A 16,539-nucleotide genomic window follows, 5' to 3' on the forward strand; every position below is an offset into this window, starting at 1 on the left:
CCGGGTGCGCGGATGCCGGGTGCGCGGATGCCGGGTGCGCGGATGCCGGGTGCGCGGATGCCGGGTGCGCGGATGCCCGGGGGTGCGGATGCCCGGGGGTGCGGATGCCCGGGGGTGCGGGTGGTGCGGGGGGGGATGCGGGGGTGCGCCAGGATGCCGACGCTCCACCGCCCTTGCCCGGCCGGTCGACGCCGGGCCGCCCCCGCCCGCCCCACCCGACCTGCCGGCGCTCCACCGCCCTGGCACCTGCCAGCGCTCCATCACCGCTGCCCGACCTGTCGACGCCCCCGGCCCGCCCCGGTTCGACCCGCCCGCCCTGTGGCACTCCACGGCCCCTGCTCGACCCGCCTCGCCTGCCACCGCTCCATCACCCCTGCCCGGCCTGTCGACACCCCGCCGCCCCCGCCCGACCTGACCGACCTGTTCACGCCCACTCGACCCGCCCGACCCGCTGGCACTCCACCGACCCTGCCCGACCTGTCGGCGCCCCGCCGCCGCGACCGCCCCGACCGCCCCGACCGACCTGTTCACGCCCACTCGACCCGCCCCACCCACCACCACTCCACCGACCCGCTCGAGACCCGCCCCACCCACCACCACTCCACCGACCCGCTCGAGACCCGCCCCACCCGCCAGCACTCCATCACCCCTGCCCCGCCTACCAGCGCCCCGCCACCCCCTGACCGGCCTGCCGACACTCCACCGCCCCGGCTCGGCCCGCCCCGCCAGCACTCCATCACCCCTGCCCCGCCCACCAGCGCCCCGCCGCCCCCGCCCGACCCGCCGGCACTCCACCGACCCTGCCCGACCCGCCCGTCCCGTGGCACTCCACCGCCCCCGCTCGACCCGCCCCGCCTGTTCGCGTTCGCCTTCGTCGTCGGGCGGCCCCGTCCCACCCCTTCGCCCCGCACCCTCCCGGCCCTCACCAAGAGGCGGGGGTGAGTGGGAGGGTGAAGATGGGGACAAGAGGTGGTAGACCGCTCTCAGCGACAGAGAGGTCGGCCGTGGGCACATTCGAAGAGCAGGGCGTTGACCGGCAGTGGTTCGATGTGGCGGACGCTGCGGCCCTGCTGCTCGACGCCCAGGGGCGGGTGACGGGCTGGACCAGGGACGCGGAGCGGCTGCTGGAGTACCCCGCGGCCGAGGTGGTGGGCGCGAAGGCGGGGAGCCTGCTGGCCGCCGAGGACGCGCTGCGGGTGGCCGACCTCGGGCGGCGGTGCCGTAGGGACGGCGGCTGGGCGGGGCTGCTGACCGCGGTGCGCCGGGGCGGGGAGCCGGTCAGGCTGATGGTGCGGGTCACCTCGGCGCAGGAGCCGCCCGGTCCGTCACGCTGGCTGGTGCTGTTGTCTGAGATGGGCCACGCCCCGGGCTGGGCCATGAGCCGGCCGGTGCTGGAGCAGATGGTCGCCGGATCGCCCGTCGGGATCGCGATCGTGGACACCGACCTGCGGTTCGTGTGGTCGAACGAGGCCCTGGAGCAGTTCGGCGGCGGCCCGGCCAGGAACCGGCTGGGGATGCGGCTGGCCGACGTCCAGCCGGGCCTGGACGCCGAGTCGATCGAGGCGCAGATGAGGCGCGTGCTGGAGACCGGCGACCCGGTGGTGGGGTACGAGCACGTCGGCCTCGTGCGGTCCGCACCGCAGCGCGAGACGGCGCACATGATGTCCTTCACCCGGCTCGACGACGAGCACGGCAATCCGATGGGCGTGTACTACACGGTCGTCGACATCAGCGAGCGCCACCGCGCCCGGCAGCGCCTCGCCCTGCTCGACCGGGCCGGCGAGTGCATCGGCCGCAGCCTGGACATCATGCAGACCGCGCAGGAGCTCTCCGACGTGGCGGTGCCGACGTTCGCCGACTTCGTCGCCGTGGACCTGCTGGCGTCGGTGCTCGCGGGCGCCGAGCTGGCCCCGGGCCCGCCGGGCGACACGGCCGATGTGCCGCTGCGCCGCGCGGGGCACCAGTCGGTGAACGAGAACGTGCCGGAGGCCGTCGTCGCGATCGGCGAGGTGGCCACCTACCTCGCCGGGTCCCCGCCGATCCGCGCCCTGACGACGGGCACGTCCTGGCGCCAGGAGCGCCTCGATCCGCTCGCCAAGGAGTGGGCCACCGACATACCCGGCGGCCGGGAGGCGACGTTCCTGGAGCTGGGGCTGCACAGCGTGATGATCGTGCCGATCCGCGCCCGGGGCGTCACCCTCGGCGTGACGACGTTCTTCCGGCGCCGTCGCCAGGCCCCCTTCGACGAGGACGACCTGGCCCTCGCCGAGGACCTGGTCTCGCGCGCGGCCGTCTGTGTCGACAACGCCCGCCGCTACACCCGGGAGCGCGACGCCGCGCTGGTCCTGCAGCGCAGCCTGCTCCCCCACCGGCTGCCGGAGCAGGACGCGGTGGAGGTCGCCGCGTGCTATCGCCCGGCCGACGAGCTGACCGGCCTCGGCGGCGACTGGTACGACCTGATCACCCTGTCCGGCGGCCGGGTCGCCCTGGTGGTGGGCGAGGTGCCGGGGCACGGCATCGACGCCGCCGCGGCGATGGGCCGGCTGCGCACCGCCGTACGGACCCTCGCCGCGCTGGACCTGCCGCCCGAGGAGGTGCTCGCCCACCTGGACGACCTGGTGGCGCGGTCGGCCCGCGAGGAGGGCGTCGAGCCGGGCACGGAGGAGGCCGCCATCGCCCAGTCCGTGGGGTCCGGATGCCTGTACGTCGTCTACGACCCGGTCGACGGGCAGTGCACCATGGCGGCCGCGGGCCATCCGGCGCCGGCGGTCGTGCTGCCCGACGGGGACGTCACCTTCGTCGACCTGCCGCAGGGAGCGCCGCTCGGTGTGGGCGGTCCCCCGTTCGAGTCGGTCGAGCTGGCCCTGGCGGCGGGCAGCACGCTCGCCCTGCACACCGACGGGCTGCTGGCGCGTGAGGACGGCGCGTGGGTGGTGGAGACCGACCGGGACCGGCTGCGGCGGGCCCTGGAGCGACGCGCGGACACACTCGACCTGAGCTGCCGGACCGTGGTCGACGCGCTGGTGCCGGCCCGCCCGAACGACGACGTGGCGCTGCTGATGGCCCGCACCCGGCTGCTCGGCGCCGAGCAGGTCGCCGACTGGGATCTGCCCGCCGACCCGGCCGCCGTCGCCGCCGCCCGCAAGACGGCCGCCCAACTGCTGGCGCAGTGGGGCCTGGAGGAGCTGGCGTTCACCACGGAACTGGTGGTCAGCGAGCTGGTCACCAATGCGATCCGGTACGCCGCGGGCCCCATCCGGCTGCGCCTGATCAAGGAGCGCGCGCTGATCTGCGAGGTCTTCGACGGCGGCGCCACCGCCCCGCACCTGCGCCATCCGCGCACCACGGACGAGGGCGGCCGCGGCCTGCTGCTGGTGTCCCAGGTCACCCAGCGTTGGGGCACGCGTTTCGTCCCCGAGGGGAAGATCATCTGGGCCGAGCAGCCTCTGACGGATCCCTCGCCATGAGGTCGGGTCCCACTCTTCGACCTGCCGAATCGGCGCAGATGTAGTACATCGATACATACGCCATATATGTGACACGGAAGACTGGTCGGATCCCGGCGGTGAGGCGAGAGCCATGGACGAGAAGGCGATCGACTACGAGGCGGTCTTCCAGAGCCTGCCCGGGATGGTGGCGCTGCTCACCCCGGAACTGGTCTACGCCGACGCCAACGAGGACTTCCAGCGGCTGTCCGGACGCACCCGCGACCAGTTGGTGGGCCGGTACGTCTTCGACGTCTTCCCCGAGAACCCCAAGAACTCCGCCGCCGCCGGCATGCGCAACGTCCAGGCGTCGATCCATCGCGTGGTGGCCACCGGCGAGCGCGACACCATGGCGCCGCAACGCTACGACGTCGAGGATCCCGACCGGCCCGGCCACTGGGAAGAGCGTTACTGGAGCCTCGTCAACGCGCCCCTGCTCGACCCCGACGGGAAGGTGACGCTGATCGTGCACCGGATCGAGGAGATCACCGAACTGATCCGGGCGCGCGGTCGACGGGACGGCCCGGGCATGAGCAGCACCCAGGTGCTGGAGGCCGAGCTGTACACCCGCGCCCGGGAGCTGCAGGAGCTCAACGAACGGCTGCGGCAGGCCCACGCCCGCGAGCGCGAGGTGGCCCTGGCCCTGCAGGAGGCGATGCTGCCCGCCCACCGGCAGGTCCGCAGCCGCCGGGCCGCCGTGCGCTACCGGCCCGCGGTCGGCGCGCTGAACGTGTGCGGCGACTGGTACGACGTGGTCGAGCTGGTCGGCGGCAACCGTATCGGCGTCTCCGTGGGCGACGTGGTCGGGCACGGACTGGAGGCGGCCGGTGTCATGGGCCAGTTGCGCAGCGCGCTGACCGCGACCTCCCGGGTGGCCGACGGCCCGGCCCAGGCGCTGGACGTGCTGGGGCGGTACGCCCATGTCGTCGACGGCGCCGAATCGGCCACCGCGGTCACGACCTTCATCGACTGCGACGCGCGCACCATCACCTACAGCAGCGCGGGCCATCCGCCGCCCGCCCTGGTCCACCCCGACGGCCGGGTGGAGTTCCTCGACCGGGCCACCGACCCGCCGCTGGACGCCCGTCCCGACCCGATGCCGCGACCTGAGGCCGTCACCGCCTACACCGGCGGCGCCACGCTCGTGCTGTACACGGACGGCCTGGTCGAGCGCCGCCACGAGGACATCGACACCGGGCTGGCCCGCCTCGCCGACTCCCTGGTCCGCCACCGCACGGACGACCCCGAGTCCCTCGCCGACGCCGTGCTGCTGGAACTGCTGCCGCCGGGCGGCGCGACGGACGACACGGCGCTGGTCATCGTGCGGCTGTGATGAACGAGCAGACGCACCGCCGCACCGCAAGGACGGGCCACCTGCCACCCGGCGACCGTGATCACGCCAAACCGGGCCATCGGGTTGCCGCGCCCAACCCCGGAAGACCAGGCTGGTCCGGCGGCCCCTCCCCACCCGCGAAACGCCGACGCATACCGCCTCCTGACATCCAGTCAGGAAAATCGGCATGGTTCGGCATCCGTCCGACCCGACCCAGTTCCGGCCACCCACCCCTGCGCCTACACTGGCACCCCCATGGCACGCTGGTTGACCTGCCAGAACGCGGCGGCCCGAGCTGATCCCCCCGAGTGAGGAGCGCCCCTTTGTTCTACTACGTACTGAAATACGTGTTGTTGGGACCGCTGCTGAGACTGGTCTTCCGGCCCCGAATAGAAGGCCTGGAGCACGTACCGGACACGGGAGCGGCCATCGTCGCCGGCAACCACCTGTCGTTCTCGGACCACTTCCTGATGCCGGCGATCCTCAAGCGGCGCATCACCTTCCTCGCCAAGAAGGAGTACTTCACCGGCCCCGGCATCAGGGGCCGCCTGACCGCGGCGTTCTTCCGCAGCGCCGGCCAGATCCCGGTCGACCGCACCGGCAAGGAGGCGGGCCAGGCCGCGATCCGCGAAGGACTCGGGGTCCTGAGCAAGGACGAGCTCCTCGGCATCTACCCGGAGGGCACCCGCTCCCACGACGGCCGCCTCTACAAGGGCAAGGTCGGTGTCGCCGTGATGGCCCTCAAGGCCGGGGTCCCGGTCATCCCGTGCGCGATGATCGGCACCTTCGAGGCGCAGCCGCCGGGCAAGGTCATCCCCAACATCCACCCGGTGACGATCCGTTTCGGCAAGCCCCTGGACTTCTCCCGCTACGCCGGCATGGAGAACGAGAAGGCGATCCTGCGCGCCGTGACCGACGAGATCATGTACGCGATCCTGTCGCTCTCGGAGCAGGAGTACGTCGACCAGTACGCGGCCGTCGCCAAGGCGGAGCAGGAGGCCGCGACCAAGGCGCCCAAGGTGGACAAGGAGCGCAAGTTCCCGCGCCTGCCCATCAGTTGACTGGAATCCATCAGCTGACCGGACTCGCTCAGCCGAAGGACTCCAGCGCCTCGTCGAGCACCCGGCGCAGCCGCAGCGCGTCCTGCGCCGCAGCGCTCACCAGCACGGCGGGCCCGGCCAGCGGCATCACCGCGGCGGTCTCGCCCAGCATCCGGGCCGCCACCGGAGCATCGGCGAACTCCGGCCGTACGACGACGAGTTGACCTACGGCACGCAGTCCGCCGAGCCCTGCGGGCCCGTCCCAGCCGCCCGGCGCCCCGGGCCCGCAGGAGAGCTCCTGGTCGAGGGCGACCCGCCCGGCGACGCGCACCCGGATCCGGCTGCCGAGCCGCCCGGGCTCCTCCCCGGCCCGCCCCAGCACCTGCTCCTCACGCAGCACGAGCCGACCCGTCGCACCGACCTCGACGTGGGTCGTGACGTGCAGGTCGCTGCCCCGGGCGGAGATCAACTGCTCGGGCAGCCAGTGCAGTTCAGCTCCGTCGGCCACGGACAGCCGTACGTCGTAGCGGGCCTCGCCCTTGTTCTGCCCCGGCAGCGCGATGGTGGCCGCGGCCGAGCCGACGCGCAGCCGCGCGCCGTCCGCCGCCTCGGCCTCGACGGTGAAGTGGTCGCCACCGAGCGGCCCGCTCATCGCGCCGACGAGCACGACCCGCGCCTCGGCACCGCTCCCCCGGGTCCGCCGCAGGGCGAGCGGTCCGTCGCCGTCGAGCACGGGCAGCGCCGTGCCGCCCCGCCCGTCGTCCCGGGCGGCGATCCGCGCGTGGGCCCGTACCCCGCCGGCGAGGGTCGTCATGCCGTCCACGCCTCGAGCCGCGCCCGCACCCATGCGGCGACGTCCCGCACTCCGGGCTCGCCGCGCAGCGACTGGAACACCACCGGCAGTTCGGCGCGCTGCGCCTTGGCGTCGGCCGCCATCCGCGCCAGGTCGGAGCCGACGTACGGGGCGAGGTCGGTCTTGTTGACGACGAGCAGGTCGGCGGTGGTGACGCCGGGCCCTCCCTTGCGGGGGATGTCGTCCCCGCCGGCCACGTCGATCACGAAGATCTGCGCGTCGACGAGCCCCTTGGAGAAGGTGGCGGTGAGGTTGTCACCGCCGGACTCGACGAGGACGAGATCGAGGGGACCGACCTCGTCCTCCAGGTCCTCGACGGCTTCGAGGTTCGCGGAGATGTCGTCCCGGATGGCGGTGTGCGGGCACGCCCCGGTCTCCACGGCGGTGATCCGCTCGGGCGGCAACACGGCCTCCCGCAGCAGGAACTCGGCGTCCTCACGCGTGTAGATGTCGTTCGTGACGACGGCGAGGGACAGTTCGTCGCGCAGCGCACGGCACAGCGCGGCGACGGTCGCGGTCTTGCCGGATCCGACGGGTCCTCCGAGGCCGATGCGCAGGGCCCGGCGGGATCCGTCGGGGCGGTGGGCGTCGGCGCTGACGGCGCCGGGGCCGTCGTGGGAGTGGTCGAGGTGCATGGGCGGCTCCTTCGGTTCGAGTGGTGGTGGGGGCTGGCCTGGTTCGGTGGTGGACGGGGTGCTACGACGCGAACAGCCGTACGGCCCACGCCGCATGTGCCTGTGCCGCGATCTCCAGCAATGGCCCCGACGCCGCGGGCAACTCGTCGACGCCGCTGTCCACGACGCGCCGCCCCGCCTCCACGGCCCGGTCCACGACCCGGTCCAGCTCCGGCGCCAACCGGGCCAGCACGGCCGTGGCGTCGAAGGGATCGAGGCTCAGCAGCCGCACCGTCGCGGTCGCCGGGCCGCTCACGCTCTCGTACGCGGCGCAGTAGGCCGCCTCGACGGCTCCCAGCCCCGCGGCCCGCGCCGCGGCCCCCAGCACGACCGGCTGATGGGCGCCCTTGGGGAACCGGCGTGCCAGGGCGTCGAGTTCCGCCGAAGGCCAGGTCGCCCGAGCGGCCCGCATGAGCTGCCGCCCCAGCTTCCGGGCGGCGAGCCGCAGCGCGGGCGACGGCGTACGGGCGTCGGCCGCCGCGTCGAGGGCGCCCGCGTCGACGCCGAGCGCGGCCGCCGCGGCGAGCGCGGCCGCGACCAGGCCTGCCGTGTGCAACCGCCCCCGGCAGAAGTCCTCCAGGCTCGCGGCCCCGGTGATCCGCCCCGCCTTGACGGCCGCCTCCGCCCCGCCGGAGTGCGCGTGGCCCCCGGCGGGAAAGCGGCCGTCGGCGAGGACGAGCAGTGCTGCGCGTGACATCGAAAGCCCGGCCGTCAGAACAGGAAGTAGCGCTGGGCCATGGGCAGTTCGGCGGCGGGCGTGGCCTCCACCAGCTCCCCGTCGATGTGCACGGCGAAGCTGTCGGGGTCGATCCGTACGTCGGGCCGCGCGTCGTTCTGACGCATGTCGGCCTTGGTGACGCCACGCGTGGAGTCGATGGCCACGAACCGCTTGCCGAGCTGGAGCCGCTCCGGGAGACCGTCCTCGATGGCGAGCGGCGCCACGAAGTTGACCGAGTTCGAGGCGGGCGCCCGCCCGATCGCGCCGAACATCGGCCGGGGCAGGATCGGCTGCGGGGTCGGGATGGAGGCGTTGGCGTCGCCCATCTGCGCGTACGCGATCTGCCCGCCCTTGATGACGACCTGCGGCTTGACGCCGAAGAACGCCGGCTCCCACAGCACCAGGTCGGCGAGCTTGCCGCTCTCCACGGAGCCGATCTCGCCGCCGAGGCCCTGCGCGAGCGCGGGGTTGATCGTGTACTTGGCCACGTAGCGCCGCACTCGCAGGTTGTCGGCGCGCCCGTCCCCCGGCAGCGCACCGCGTCGCCGCTTCATCACATGGGCGGTCTGCCAGGTCCGCATGACGACCTCGCCCACCCGGCCCATGGCCTGCGAGTCGGACGAGATGATCGAGATCGCGCCCAGGTCGTGCAGGATGTCCTCCGCCCCGATGGTCGACGGCCGGATCCGCGACTCGGCGAAGGCGAGGTCCTCGGGCACCGCCGCGTTGAGGTGGTGGCACACCATCAGCATGTCGAGGTGTTCCTCGGCGGTGTTGACGGTGAACGGCCGGGTCGGGTTGGTCGAGCTGGGCAGCACGTGCGGCTCGGAGACGACGGTCATGATGTCCGGCGCGTGCCCGCCGCCCGCGCCCTCGGTGTGGTACGCGTGGATGCCGCGTCCGGCGATCGCGGCTAGCGTGTCGCCCACGAAACCGGCCTCGTTGAGGGTGTCGGTATGGATGGCGATCTGGATGCCGGTCTGGTCGGCGACGGTCAGCGAGGCGTCGATGACGGCCGGCGTGGAGCCCCAGTCCTCGTGCAGCTTCAGGCCGAGCGCGCCGCCGCGGATCTGGGACAGCATCGCCTCGTGGGAGACGGTGTTGCCCTTGCCCAGCAGGCCGAAGTTGACGGGGTGGTGCTCCATCGCCTCCAGCATCCGGGCCAGATGCCACGGGCCGGGCGTGACGGTGGTCGCCTTGGAGCCCTCGGCGGGTCCGGTGCCGCCGCCGACGAGCGTGGTGATGCCGGAGGCGAGCGCCTCGTCGGCGATCTGGGGGCAGATGAAGTGCACGTGCGCGTCGATGGCTCCGGCGGTGAGGATCCGCCCGTTGCCGGCGATGATCTCGGTCTCGGGGCCGATGACGAGGTCCGGGTGCACCCCGTCCATGGTGTCCGGGTTGCCCGCCTTGCCGATGCCGGTGATGCGGCCGTCGCGGATGCCGACGTCGGCCTTGACGATGCCCCAGTGGTCGATGATCACGACACCCGTGATCACGGTGTCGGGGGTGCCGTCTGCGCGCGTAGCACGCGACTGGCCCATGGACTCGCGGATGACCTTGCCGCCGCCGAACACGGCCTCGTCCCCGGCGAGGCCGGGCCCGCCGGAACGGTCCTCCTCGATCTCGACCAGCAGATCGGTGTCGGCCAGCCGGATGCGGTCACCGGTGGTCGGGCCGAACAGGTCGGCGTACGCGGCGCGGGAGATCTCAGGCATCGAGGGCACCTCCGGTCTCGCCGCGCAGTCCGGGCACCACGCGGGCGCCGGTGAGCGGGACGAGTTCGACGTCGACGGGGATCCCGGGCTCGAAGCGCACGGCGGTGCCGGCGGCGATGTTGAGCCGCTTGCCGCGCGCTGCGGCGCGGTCGAAGTCCAGACCGGGGTTGGCCTCGGCGAAGTGGTAGTGGGAGCCGACCTGGACGGGCCGGTCGGCGGCGTTGAGGACGGTCAGCCGGGTGACCTCACGGCCCTCGTTGTAGGCGATCGGGCCGTCGGCGAAAAGGATCTCTCCGGGGATCATCGAGGCCCCCTTCAGACGATCGGGTCGTGGACGGTGACGAGCTTGGTGCCGTCCGGGAAGGTCGCCTCGACCTGGACGTCGTGGATCATCTCCGGGATGCCCTCCATGACGTCGTCCCGGGTGAGCAGCTTGCGCCCGGAGGACATGAGCTCGGCGACCGTACGGCCGTCCCGGGCGCCCTCGAGGATGTGCGACGTGATGAGGGCGACCGCCTCGGGGTGGTTGAGCTTGAGCCCGCGGGCCCGGCGCTTCTCGGCCACGTCGGCCGCCACGTGGATGAGCAGCCTCTCTTGCTCGTGCGGGGTCAGTTGCACGTCCCACCTCACAGTCCTCGCTCCGGACCGTGCGGGGTCCGGTTGCCGCGGCCACGGGGCAAAGTGCCTGGTGGCGTGGATGGGCAGGCTAGTTGGACCGCGTTTCAAGCAAGTTAACCGAGCTGTGATCTCTCAGGCGCCCGGCTACGCGTCCGGCATGCTCATCAACCCTCGCAGGCCGTCCTGGAGGACTTCCACCGGCGCCGGCCCGAAGAGGGCCTGCTGGGCGATGAACCCCTGCACCGCGGCGACCATGGTGCGGGCGGCATGTTCCGCCGGGATGTCCGACCGCATCATCCCGGCCTCCTGGTACGCCTCGACGACCCGCACCCAGCCCTGCCCCACCGCCTCGTAGCCCTCTGCCAGGACGGCTGCGAGCTCCTCGTTGCGCACGGTCTCCGCCCACACCTGCATGATCAGCCGGGGGAGCACCGGCTCGGCGTCCACGTTCAGGGACTCCCAGATGCCGAGCACTCTGCTCAGGACCTCGCCGACCAGGACGTCCGGCGGCGGAGGCGGGCTCTGCCGGGTGACGTCCTCGAAGGCCGCGCGGACCTCCCCGAGCACCTCCCTGACGATCGCGGCGATCAGCTCGTCCTTGCCGCTGAAGTAGCGGTACACCGCTCCGGCCGAGAGGTCGACCTCCTTCAGCACGTCCTGCATCGACGTGGCATGGAAGCCGTTGCGCGCGAAGAGGCGCGCGGCGCCGTCGAGGATCTGCCGGCGGCGGGCGTCGAGGTGTTCCTGAGATACACGGGCCATGGCCAAAAAGTAAAACGAACATTCCTTCTTGACAAGTGCCCGGGCCGCGCAGCACGGTGGTGACACAGCAAAAACGAACGATCCTTCTTTTTAGTTCCGTCACCTCCGAGCCTCAGGGAGACACCATGTCCGCCCTTTCCGCTACACGTCACCGCCTGATCGCGATCGTCGTCCTGGTCCCCGTCATCGCCGCACTCGCCCTGTGGGCCTTCGCCTGGCCCGCCGCCCGCACCGCCCCGCGCGACCTGCCGCTCGGCGTGGCCGGGCCCGCCGCGGCCACGGCACAGGTGGAGCGGCAGCTCGCCCAGAAGGACGGCGCGTTCGAGATCCATCGTTACGCCGACGCGGCCGCCGCCCGGGAGGCCATCGAGGACCGGACCGTATACGGCGCGGTCGTCGTCACACCCCAGGGGCCCGAACTGCTGACCGCCTCGGCCGCGAGCCCGACGGTCGCCCAGCTCCTCCAGCAGGCGGTGGCCGAGCCGGCCGCCGCCGAGGGCACCCAGGTCAGGACCGTCGACGTCGTGCCCGCGCCGGAGAACGACCCGCGCGGCGCGGCCCTGAACGCCAGCGTGCTGCCGCTGGCCCTGGCCGGCATGGCGGCGGGCGCCGCGGTGACCCTGCTCAGGCTGCGCGGCATGCGCGCCGTGAGCGCACTGGTCGGCGTCGCCGCCCTGATCGGCGTGATCGCGGCCGCGCTCGCGCACAGTTGGCTGGGGGTGCTCACCGGCGACTGGTGGGCGGAGGCCGCAGTGCTCGCCCTGGCGACACTGGCCGTGAGCGCCGCGGTCGCCGGGCTCGCCGCGCTCATCGGCACCGCCGGTGTCGGGATCGTGGCCGGCACGGTGATGCTGTTCGGCAACCCCTTCTCCGGGGCGCCCTCGGCGCCGCAGATGCTGCCGGAGCCGGTCGGCGTGATCGGTCAGTGGCTGCCGCCCGGCGCGGGCACGACCCTGCTGCGCTCGGTGTCCTTCTTCGACGGCGCGGCCGCGACCGGCCCGGCCCTGACCCTGACCTGGTGGGCCGCGCTGGGCCTGGGCGCCGTACTGCTGGGGAACGCGCTCAGGGCGAGGAAGGCCGACACCGAGCAGGCACCCGAGCGCGAGCCGGCCACCGTCGGCTGACCGCCGGCCACCCCGAACCGACCGTGCACCCCCGCTGTAGCGGACGGGGGTGCACGGTCTTTGTCGTGCCGGAAGCGGGTACTGGGATGCGGGGCACCAGAAGGGCTCGCCCTCGACACTAGGAAGGGCTCGCCCCCCGGTGCTCGGCGGCGATGCCGAAGCGCTGGGGTTCGCGGGGAACGGACGCGACCTCGCGGACGCTGGAGACCGCGCTGATCACCTGCTCCTCGGCGAGTTCCGCCGACGCCCCGAGCTTCTCCAGTCGTTCGAGGTCAGAGGCGGAGACAAGGGCGACAAGGGGCTTGCCATGACGAGTCACGACGACGCGCTCACCGCCGTACACCACGCGATTGATCAGTTCGGCGAGCTCAGCCCTGGCTTGCGTCACCGGAATCTCGTAGGCCATGGTCCCCACATTACGTCATGTACGTCCTGTACATTTTTTACAGGCACCCCGACAGGGAGGCGTGACCATGACCCGACCGTCCGCGCGCTATGTACTGCCCGAGTTCACCGAGCGCACGAGTTCCGGCCTCAGGACGCAGGACCCCTACTCGAAGCTGCTGGAGGAGCGGATCGTCTTTCTCGGCACCCAGATCGACGACACGTCGGCGAACGACGTGATGGCCCAGTTCATGTACCTGGAGCACAAGGACCCCGACCAGGACATCTCGCTGTACATCAATTCGCCCGGCGGCTCGTTCAGCGCCATGTCGGCGATCTACGACACGATGCGGTACGTCGCCTGCGACGTGGAAACGATCTGCCTGGGCCAGGCCGGCGCGGCCGGCGCCGTACTGCTGGCCGCGGGCACACCGGGCAAGCGGTTCGTGCTGCCGGGCGCCCGGATGGTGATCCATCAGCCCGCGCTGCCCGAGCCGGTCCAGGGGCAGACGAGCGATCTGGCGATCCAGGCCGACGAACTGACGCGGGTTCGGGCCCGCCTGGAGGAGATGCTCGCCGAGCACACCGGGCACAGCCGCGAGCAGGTGGCCGAGGACATCGAGCGGGACAAGGTCCTCACCGCACAGGAGGCCGTGGAGTACGGGCTGGCGGACCGGATCATCCCCAACCGCAGGTCCACGATGGCCCCGCCGACGGGGCGGTGATCGGCCGGTGCTGCCACCCGAGTTGCCGCCCCTGCCCGCGCTGACGCGTGCGGAGGGGGAGTTGATCGACCGTTATCTGGATGTGGTGGACCTGCTCGGCCGGATCAATCCGGCGCAGCACGGCGACACCTACCGCGGGCTGCGCGCCGCCCAGGCCCTGGTGAGCAGGGCGGCCGAGCTGCGGGACGCGCTGGCGCTGATGCACCAGCGCGGTGAGACGGAGCTGCACGCGCCCACGCTGGCGCGTGCGTTGCGCGTGCTGGACGGAGAGCGCCGCACGGCTCGCGTCACGGTGCCGCCGCGCTCCGACAGTTGACGACGCGTACAGCTTGATTCCGGGCGTCCCGGCCCGCTGACGAGGCGTCCGGAACCGAGCTGAAACGGACCAGTCGAGCTACCCCCTTTCGGCGTAGCCGAGCCTACTTTTTGCGCGCCCGCCAGGGTTGCGCAAGAGGCATGACCCCCAGGCGGAATGAGGCGTTCCATCGCTGGTCCGGGACTCCTCGGCCCTCTGGACACCCCCTCGAACACCCGGCCACCCACCCGAACGGGTGAGTGGTGAGTAACACCACAAATCCCCGATTCCGTTGGGTATTTCGTTCATCCGTGCGTCAAGATCCCTGTCTGACGACAAGCCCCCGCCGCAGCGGCGGGGCGATCCGGGCGGACGCCGAGTCCTGCCGCCGCCCGGATGACCGGTCGACGGAGTGGATCGGCAGGAGTGGAGGACCCAAGCAAGGCGGGTCGCCGGAGCGGACGTTCGTTCGAGCCGAGCAACCCTTGGGGTGAAGTCGCGGCAACGCGGCCGGGCAACTTCGCCAGCCCGAATCCGACAGGTCATCCTTCACAGGCGGCTGACGAAGGGTTGCGCATGACTGCGCTCAATCGTGTCCCGTCGCTCATGGCCCGGGCCGGTACGGCCTCGGCCCTCACCATCGCCGCAGTGGGCGGCTCGATCGTGGCTCCCGGCTTCGCCTCCGAGGCGGAGGCCGCCACACCGGCATCGAAGGCACTTCGGGTCGCGGCCTCCAAGAAGGGCTCTCCGTACAAGTGGGGCGCCGCCGGGCCGAACCGGTTCGACTGCTCGGGGCTCACGCTGTACTCGTTCAAGAAGGCGGGCAAGAAGCTGCCGCGCACGGCGGCCCAGCAGTACAACAAGACCCGCCACATCTCCGCCAAGAGCCGCAAGGCCGGAGACCTGGTGTTCTTCCACTCGGGGTCGAACGTCTACCACGTCGGCATCTACGCCGGGAAGGGAAAGATCTGGCACTCCCCGAAGTCCGGGGACGTCGTGAAGCTGCAGAAGATCTGGACCAAGAGCGTCTGGTACGGCCGGGTCAAGTGACCTTCCCGGGGGCGGTGCGGGCGGCCTGACGCGCCGTCACCGCCCCCGGGGCATCAGAGGGCGAGCACGGGCCCGGCCAGGAGTGCCGCGCCGAAGGCCATCAGCGCGGCGCCGGTGCCGACGGTGACCGCCCGTGCGGCGCGCGGCCGGCGCAGCCACCTGCCGAGCCGGTCCACCAGCAGGGCGACCGCCTGGAACCACACCAGCGCGATCGCCGGCACGATCAGGGCCAGTAGCAGCGTCCGGGGCAGCGCCGCAGCGCCCGCTGGCACGAACTGGGGCAGCACGCTGAGGAACGTCAGGGACGCCTTCGGGTTGAGGGCGTTGGTGACGAAGCCCTGCCGCAGCGGTCGCGCGGTGGACCGCCCGTGCGTGTCCCCGGCCGCGGAGTGCCGCTGCCGCAGCGTCTGGACGCCGAGATACAACACATAGCCGCCGCCCACCACTTGGAGCGAGCGGAACAGGTCCGGTACGGCGGCCAGGACCGCGGCGACCCCCACCACCGCCAGCGTCACATGGACCAGCAGTCCGGCTCCGATCCCGAGCGCACAGGCGATGCCGGCCCGGCGGGAGACGAGGGCGTTGCGTACGACGACGGTGAAGTCGGCGCCCGGCATGGCGACCAGGCCGGCCGCGACCCCGGTGAAGGCGATGAGCTGAGCGTCCATGCGGTCCAGACTGCCGCGCTGAGGCCTTCAGCAGGTATTAGGAATATCCTGGGAAGCCCTAAAGCATCGCTTAAGGCAGATCGGGGGTCCGCATGTACGACCCGGTCCGGCTCGCCGCCCTGGTGGCGGTCGCGGAGGCGGGCTCGATCACCCGGGCCGCCGAGCGGCTCGGCTACACCACGCCCGCGCTCTCCCAGCAGCTCGCCAAGCTGGAGCGCGAGGCGGGCACCGCCCTGCTGGTACGGCACCACCGCGGGACGCGGCTGACGGGTGCGGGCGAGCTGCTGGTGGCCCGGGCGCGGCGCGTGCTCGACGAGCTCGACCGGGCACGGCACGAACTGGCCCGGCTGACCGGCCTCTCGGGCGGCACCCTGCGGCTCGGCACCTTCCAGACGGCGGGCATCCATCTGCTGCCACCGGCCCTGAGCGCCTTTCGCCGGGCGCATCCGGACGTGGAGCTGACGGTCGCCGACTACGAGCCGTCGGCCGGTGTCGCGGCGGTGGCGGCGGGCGAGGTCGATCTGGCGCTCACGCACGCCTACGAACCGGGGGAACCGGTCGCGCTGCCCGCCACCGTCGGCGTCGAGCCGATCCTCGTGGAGGAACTGGTCCTGGTGTCCGCCCCCGGCCACACCCTCACCACCGGCACCGCCCGGCTGCCACTGGCCGAACTCGCCGGACAGCCCCTGATCAGCATGGCGCCGGACGCTCCGGCCCGGCGAGGTGTGGAGTCGGCGCTGACCCGGGCCGGGGCGACGCCGTCGGTGCTGGTGCCGACACCGGGCTATCTGCTGGTGTGCGCGCTGGCCAGTGCGGGGCTCGGGGTCGCGGTCGTACCGGAGATGGTGGCGCGCACATCGGTCACTCCGGTCGGGGTGCGCGCGCTGGAAGGCGGAGAGCTGCGCCGTACGATCTCGGTCGCCTACCGCAGCGACGAGGCGGCTCCCGCGGCGGACGCCTTCCGGGCCCTGCTGCGCGGCACGTTCGGCCGGTCCGGGCAGCCGCAACAGGTCTGAGGGGCTAGGGCCTGTTGCGAAAGTGGATCTTGTTCGTTGATGATCACGTCCCGTGGGACGTGGGGATCTGACGAACGGC

General features: G+C 72.5%; 18 protein-coding genes and 1 riboswitch. Of the genes, 9 read left to right on the forward strand and 9 right to left on the reverse strand.

Annotated elements, in window-relative coordinates:
- The first annotated feature begins 318 nt into the window (after positions 1-318).
- The 4 genes from ACP4J3_RS48975 to ACP4J3_RS48990 all read left to right on the forward strand — a co-directional run bounded on the left by ACP4J3_RS48975 (position 319) and on the right by ACP4J3_RS48990 (position 5,879).
- Entirely contained in the window at positions 319-942 is a 624-nt protein-coding gene (locus ACP4J3_RS48975) for a hypothetical protein (RefSeq protein WP_426544468.1), read from the forward strand.
- A 62-nt stretch (positions 943-1,004) separates the two neighbouring features.
- Positions 1,005-3,467, forward strand: a complete 2,463-nt coding sequence (locus ACP4J3_RS48980; protein WP_426544470.1) for a SpoIIE family protein phosphatase — start codon at positions 1,005-1,007, stop codon at positions 3,465-3,467.
- Between the two features lie 112 nt (positions 3,468-3,579).
- Complete coding sequence (locus ACP4J3_RS48985; protein WP_426544472.1) at positions 3,580-4,818, forward strand: PP2C family protein-serine/threonine phosphatase; 1,239 nt, start codon at positions 3,580-3,582, stop codon at positions 4,816-4,818.
- Positions 4,819-5,141: 323 nt separating this feature from the next.
- The gene (locus ACP4J3_RS48990; RefSeq protein ID WP_426544474.1) at positions 5,142-5,879 is read left to right on the forward strand and encodes a lysophospholipid acyltransferase family protein; all 738 of its coding nucleotides are present in this window, start codon (positions 5,142-5,144) and stop codon (positions 5,877-5,879) included.
- A 28-nt stretch (positions 5,880-5,907) separates the two neighbouring features.
- Here ACP4J3_RS48990 and ACP4J3_RS48995 read toward each other — a convergent pair whose 3' ends face one another.
- From ACP4J3_RS48995 to ACP4J3_RS49025, 7 genes are all read right to left on the reverse strand, one after another.
- The gene (locus ACP4J3_RS48995; RefSeq protein ID WP_426544476.1) at positions 5,908-6,672 is read right to left on the reverse strand and encodes an urease accessory protein UreD; all 765 of its coding nucleotides are present in this window, start codon (positions 6,670-6,672) and stop codon (positions 5,908-5,910) included.
- The gene (ureG, locus tag ACP4J3_RS49000) at positions 6,669-7,346 is read right to left on the reverse strand and encodes an urease accessory protein UreG (RefSeq protein WP_426544478.1); all 678 of its coding nucleotides are present in this window, start codon (positions 7,344-7,346) and stop codon (positions 6,669-6,671) included. The genes ACP4J3_RS48995 and ureG overlap by 4 nt, the downstream gene beginning before the upstream one ends.
- A gap of 61 nt (positions 7,347-7,407) precedes the next feature.
- The gene (locus ACP4J3_RS49005; RefSeq protein WP_426544480.1) at positions 7,408-8,082 is read right to left on the reverse strand and encodes an urease accessory protein UreF; all 675 of its coding nucleotides are present in this window, start codon (positions 8,080-8,082) and stop codon (positions 7,408-7,410) included.
- Positions 8,083-8,096: 14 nt separating this feature from the next.
- Entirely contained in the window at positions 8,097-9,818 is a 1,722-nt protein-coding gene (locus tag ACP4J3_RS49010) for an urease subunit alpha (RefSeq protein ID WP_426544482.1), read from the reverse strand.
- Positions 9,811-10,122 (reverse strand): urease subunit beta, encoded by a 312-nt coding sequence (locus tag ACP4J3_RS49015; protein ID WP_194048509.1) that lies wholly within the window; start codon positions 10,120-10,122, stop codon positions 9,811-9,813. The genes ACP4J3_RS49010 and ACP4J3_RS49015 overlap by 8 nt, the downstream gene beginning before the upstream one ends.
- Before the next feature lie 11 nt (positions 10,123-10,133).
- On the reverse strand, positions 10,134-10,436 hold the full coding sequence (locus tag ACP4J3_RS49020) for an urease subunit gamma (RefSeq protein WP_010988499.1): 303 nt from the start codon (positions 10,434-10,436) through the stop codon (positions 10,134-10,136).
- 144 nt (positions 10,437-10,580) lie between these two features.
- A complete protein-coding gene (locus ACP4J3_RS49025) occupies positions 10,581-11,198 on the reverse strand; it encodes a TetR/AcrR family transcriptional regulator (protein WP_426544485.1) in 618 nt (205 codons plus the stop codon).
- A 125-nt stretch (positions 11,199-11,323) separates the two neighbouring features.
- On the opposite strand from ACP4J3_RS49025, the gene ACP4J3_RS49030 reads away from it, so the two are divergent.
- Complete coding sequence (locus ACP4J3_RS49030) at positions 11,324-12,322, forward strand: ABC transporter permease (RefSeq protein ID WP_426544487.1); 999 nt, start codon at positions 11,324-11,326, stop codon at positions 12,320-12,322.
- A 118-nt stretch (positions 12,323-12,440) separates the two neighbouring features.
- Here ACP4J3_RS49030 and ACP4J3_RS49035 read toward each other — a convergent pair whose 3' ends face one another.
- Positions 12,441-12,728 carry a type II toxin-antitoxin system Phd/YefM family antitoxin gene (locus tag ACP4J3_RS49035; protein ID WP_426544489.1) on the reverse strand — a complete coding sequence of 96 codons (288 nt, stop codon included), beginning with the start codon at positions 12,726-12,728 and terminating at the stop codon, positions 12,441-12,443.
- Positions 12,729-12,795: 67 nt separating this feature from the next.
- On the opposite strand from ACP4J3_RS49035, the gene ACP4J3_RS49040 reads away from it, so the two are divergent.
- From ACP4J3_RS49040 to ACP4J3_RS49050, 3 genes are all read left to right on the forward strand, one after another.
- Positions 12,796-13,431, forward strand: coding sequence for an ATP-dependent Clp protease proteolytic subunit (locus ACP4J3_RS49040; RefSeq protein WP_426544491.1), 636 nt, complete (start codon positions 12,796-12,798; stop codon positions 13,429-13,431).
- Between the two features lie 7 nt (positions 13,432-13,438).
- On the forward strand, positions 13,439-13,747 hold the full coding sequence (locus ACP4J3_RS49045; protein WP_126389586.1) for a hypothetical protein: 309 nt from the start codon (positions 13,439-13,441) through the stop codon (positions 13,745-13,747).
- Between the two features lie 374 nt (positions 13,748-14,121).
- Positions 14,122-14,299, forward strand: a riboswitch (cyclic di-AMP (ydaO/yuaA leader).
- A 3-nt stretch (positions 14,300-14,302) separates the two neighbouring features.
- On the forward strand, positions 14,303-14,776 hold the full coding sequence (locus ACP4J3_RS49050) for a C40 family peptidase (RefSeq protein ID WP_426544494.1): 474 nt from the start codon (positions 14,303-14,305) through the stop codon (positions 14,774-14,776).
- 53 nt (positions 14,777-14,829) lie between these two features.
- Here the strand turns inward: ACP4J3_RS49050 and ACP4J3_RS49055 are convergent, their stop codons facing one another.
- Positions 14,830-15,444, reverse strand: a complete 615-nt coding sequence (locus tag ACP4J3_RS49055; RefSeq protein ID WP_426544496.1) for a LysE family translocator — start codon at positions 15,442-15,444, stop codon at positions 14,830-14,832.
- A 92-nt stretch (positions 15,445-15,536) separates the two neighbouring features.
- Here ACP4J3_RS49055 and ACP4J3_RS49060 point away from each other — a divergent pair, with 92 nt between their 5' ends.
- Positions 15,537-16,460: a LysR family transcriptional regulator gene (locus ACP4J3_RS49060; RefSeq protein ID WP_426544498.1), complete on the forward strand. Its 924-nt coding sequence runs from the start codon at positions 15,537-15,539 to the stop codon at positions 16,458-16,460.
- Positions 16,461-16,539 lie beyond the last annotated feature (79 nt).

The sequence above is a fragment of the Streptomyces sp. UG1 genome (assembly GCF_049974585.1).
GTDB lineage: Bacteria > Actinomycetota > Actinomycetes > Streptomycetales > Streptomycetaceae > Streptomyces.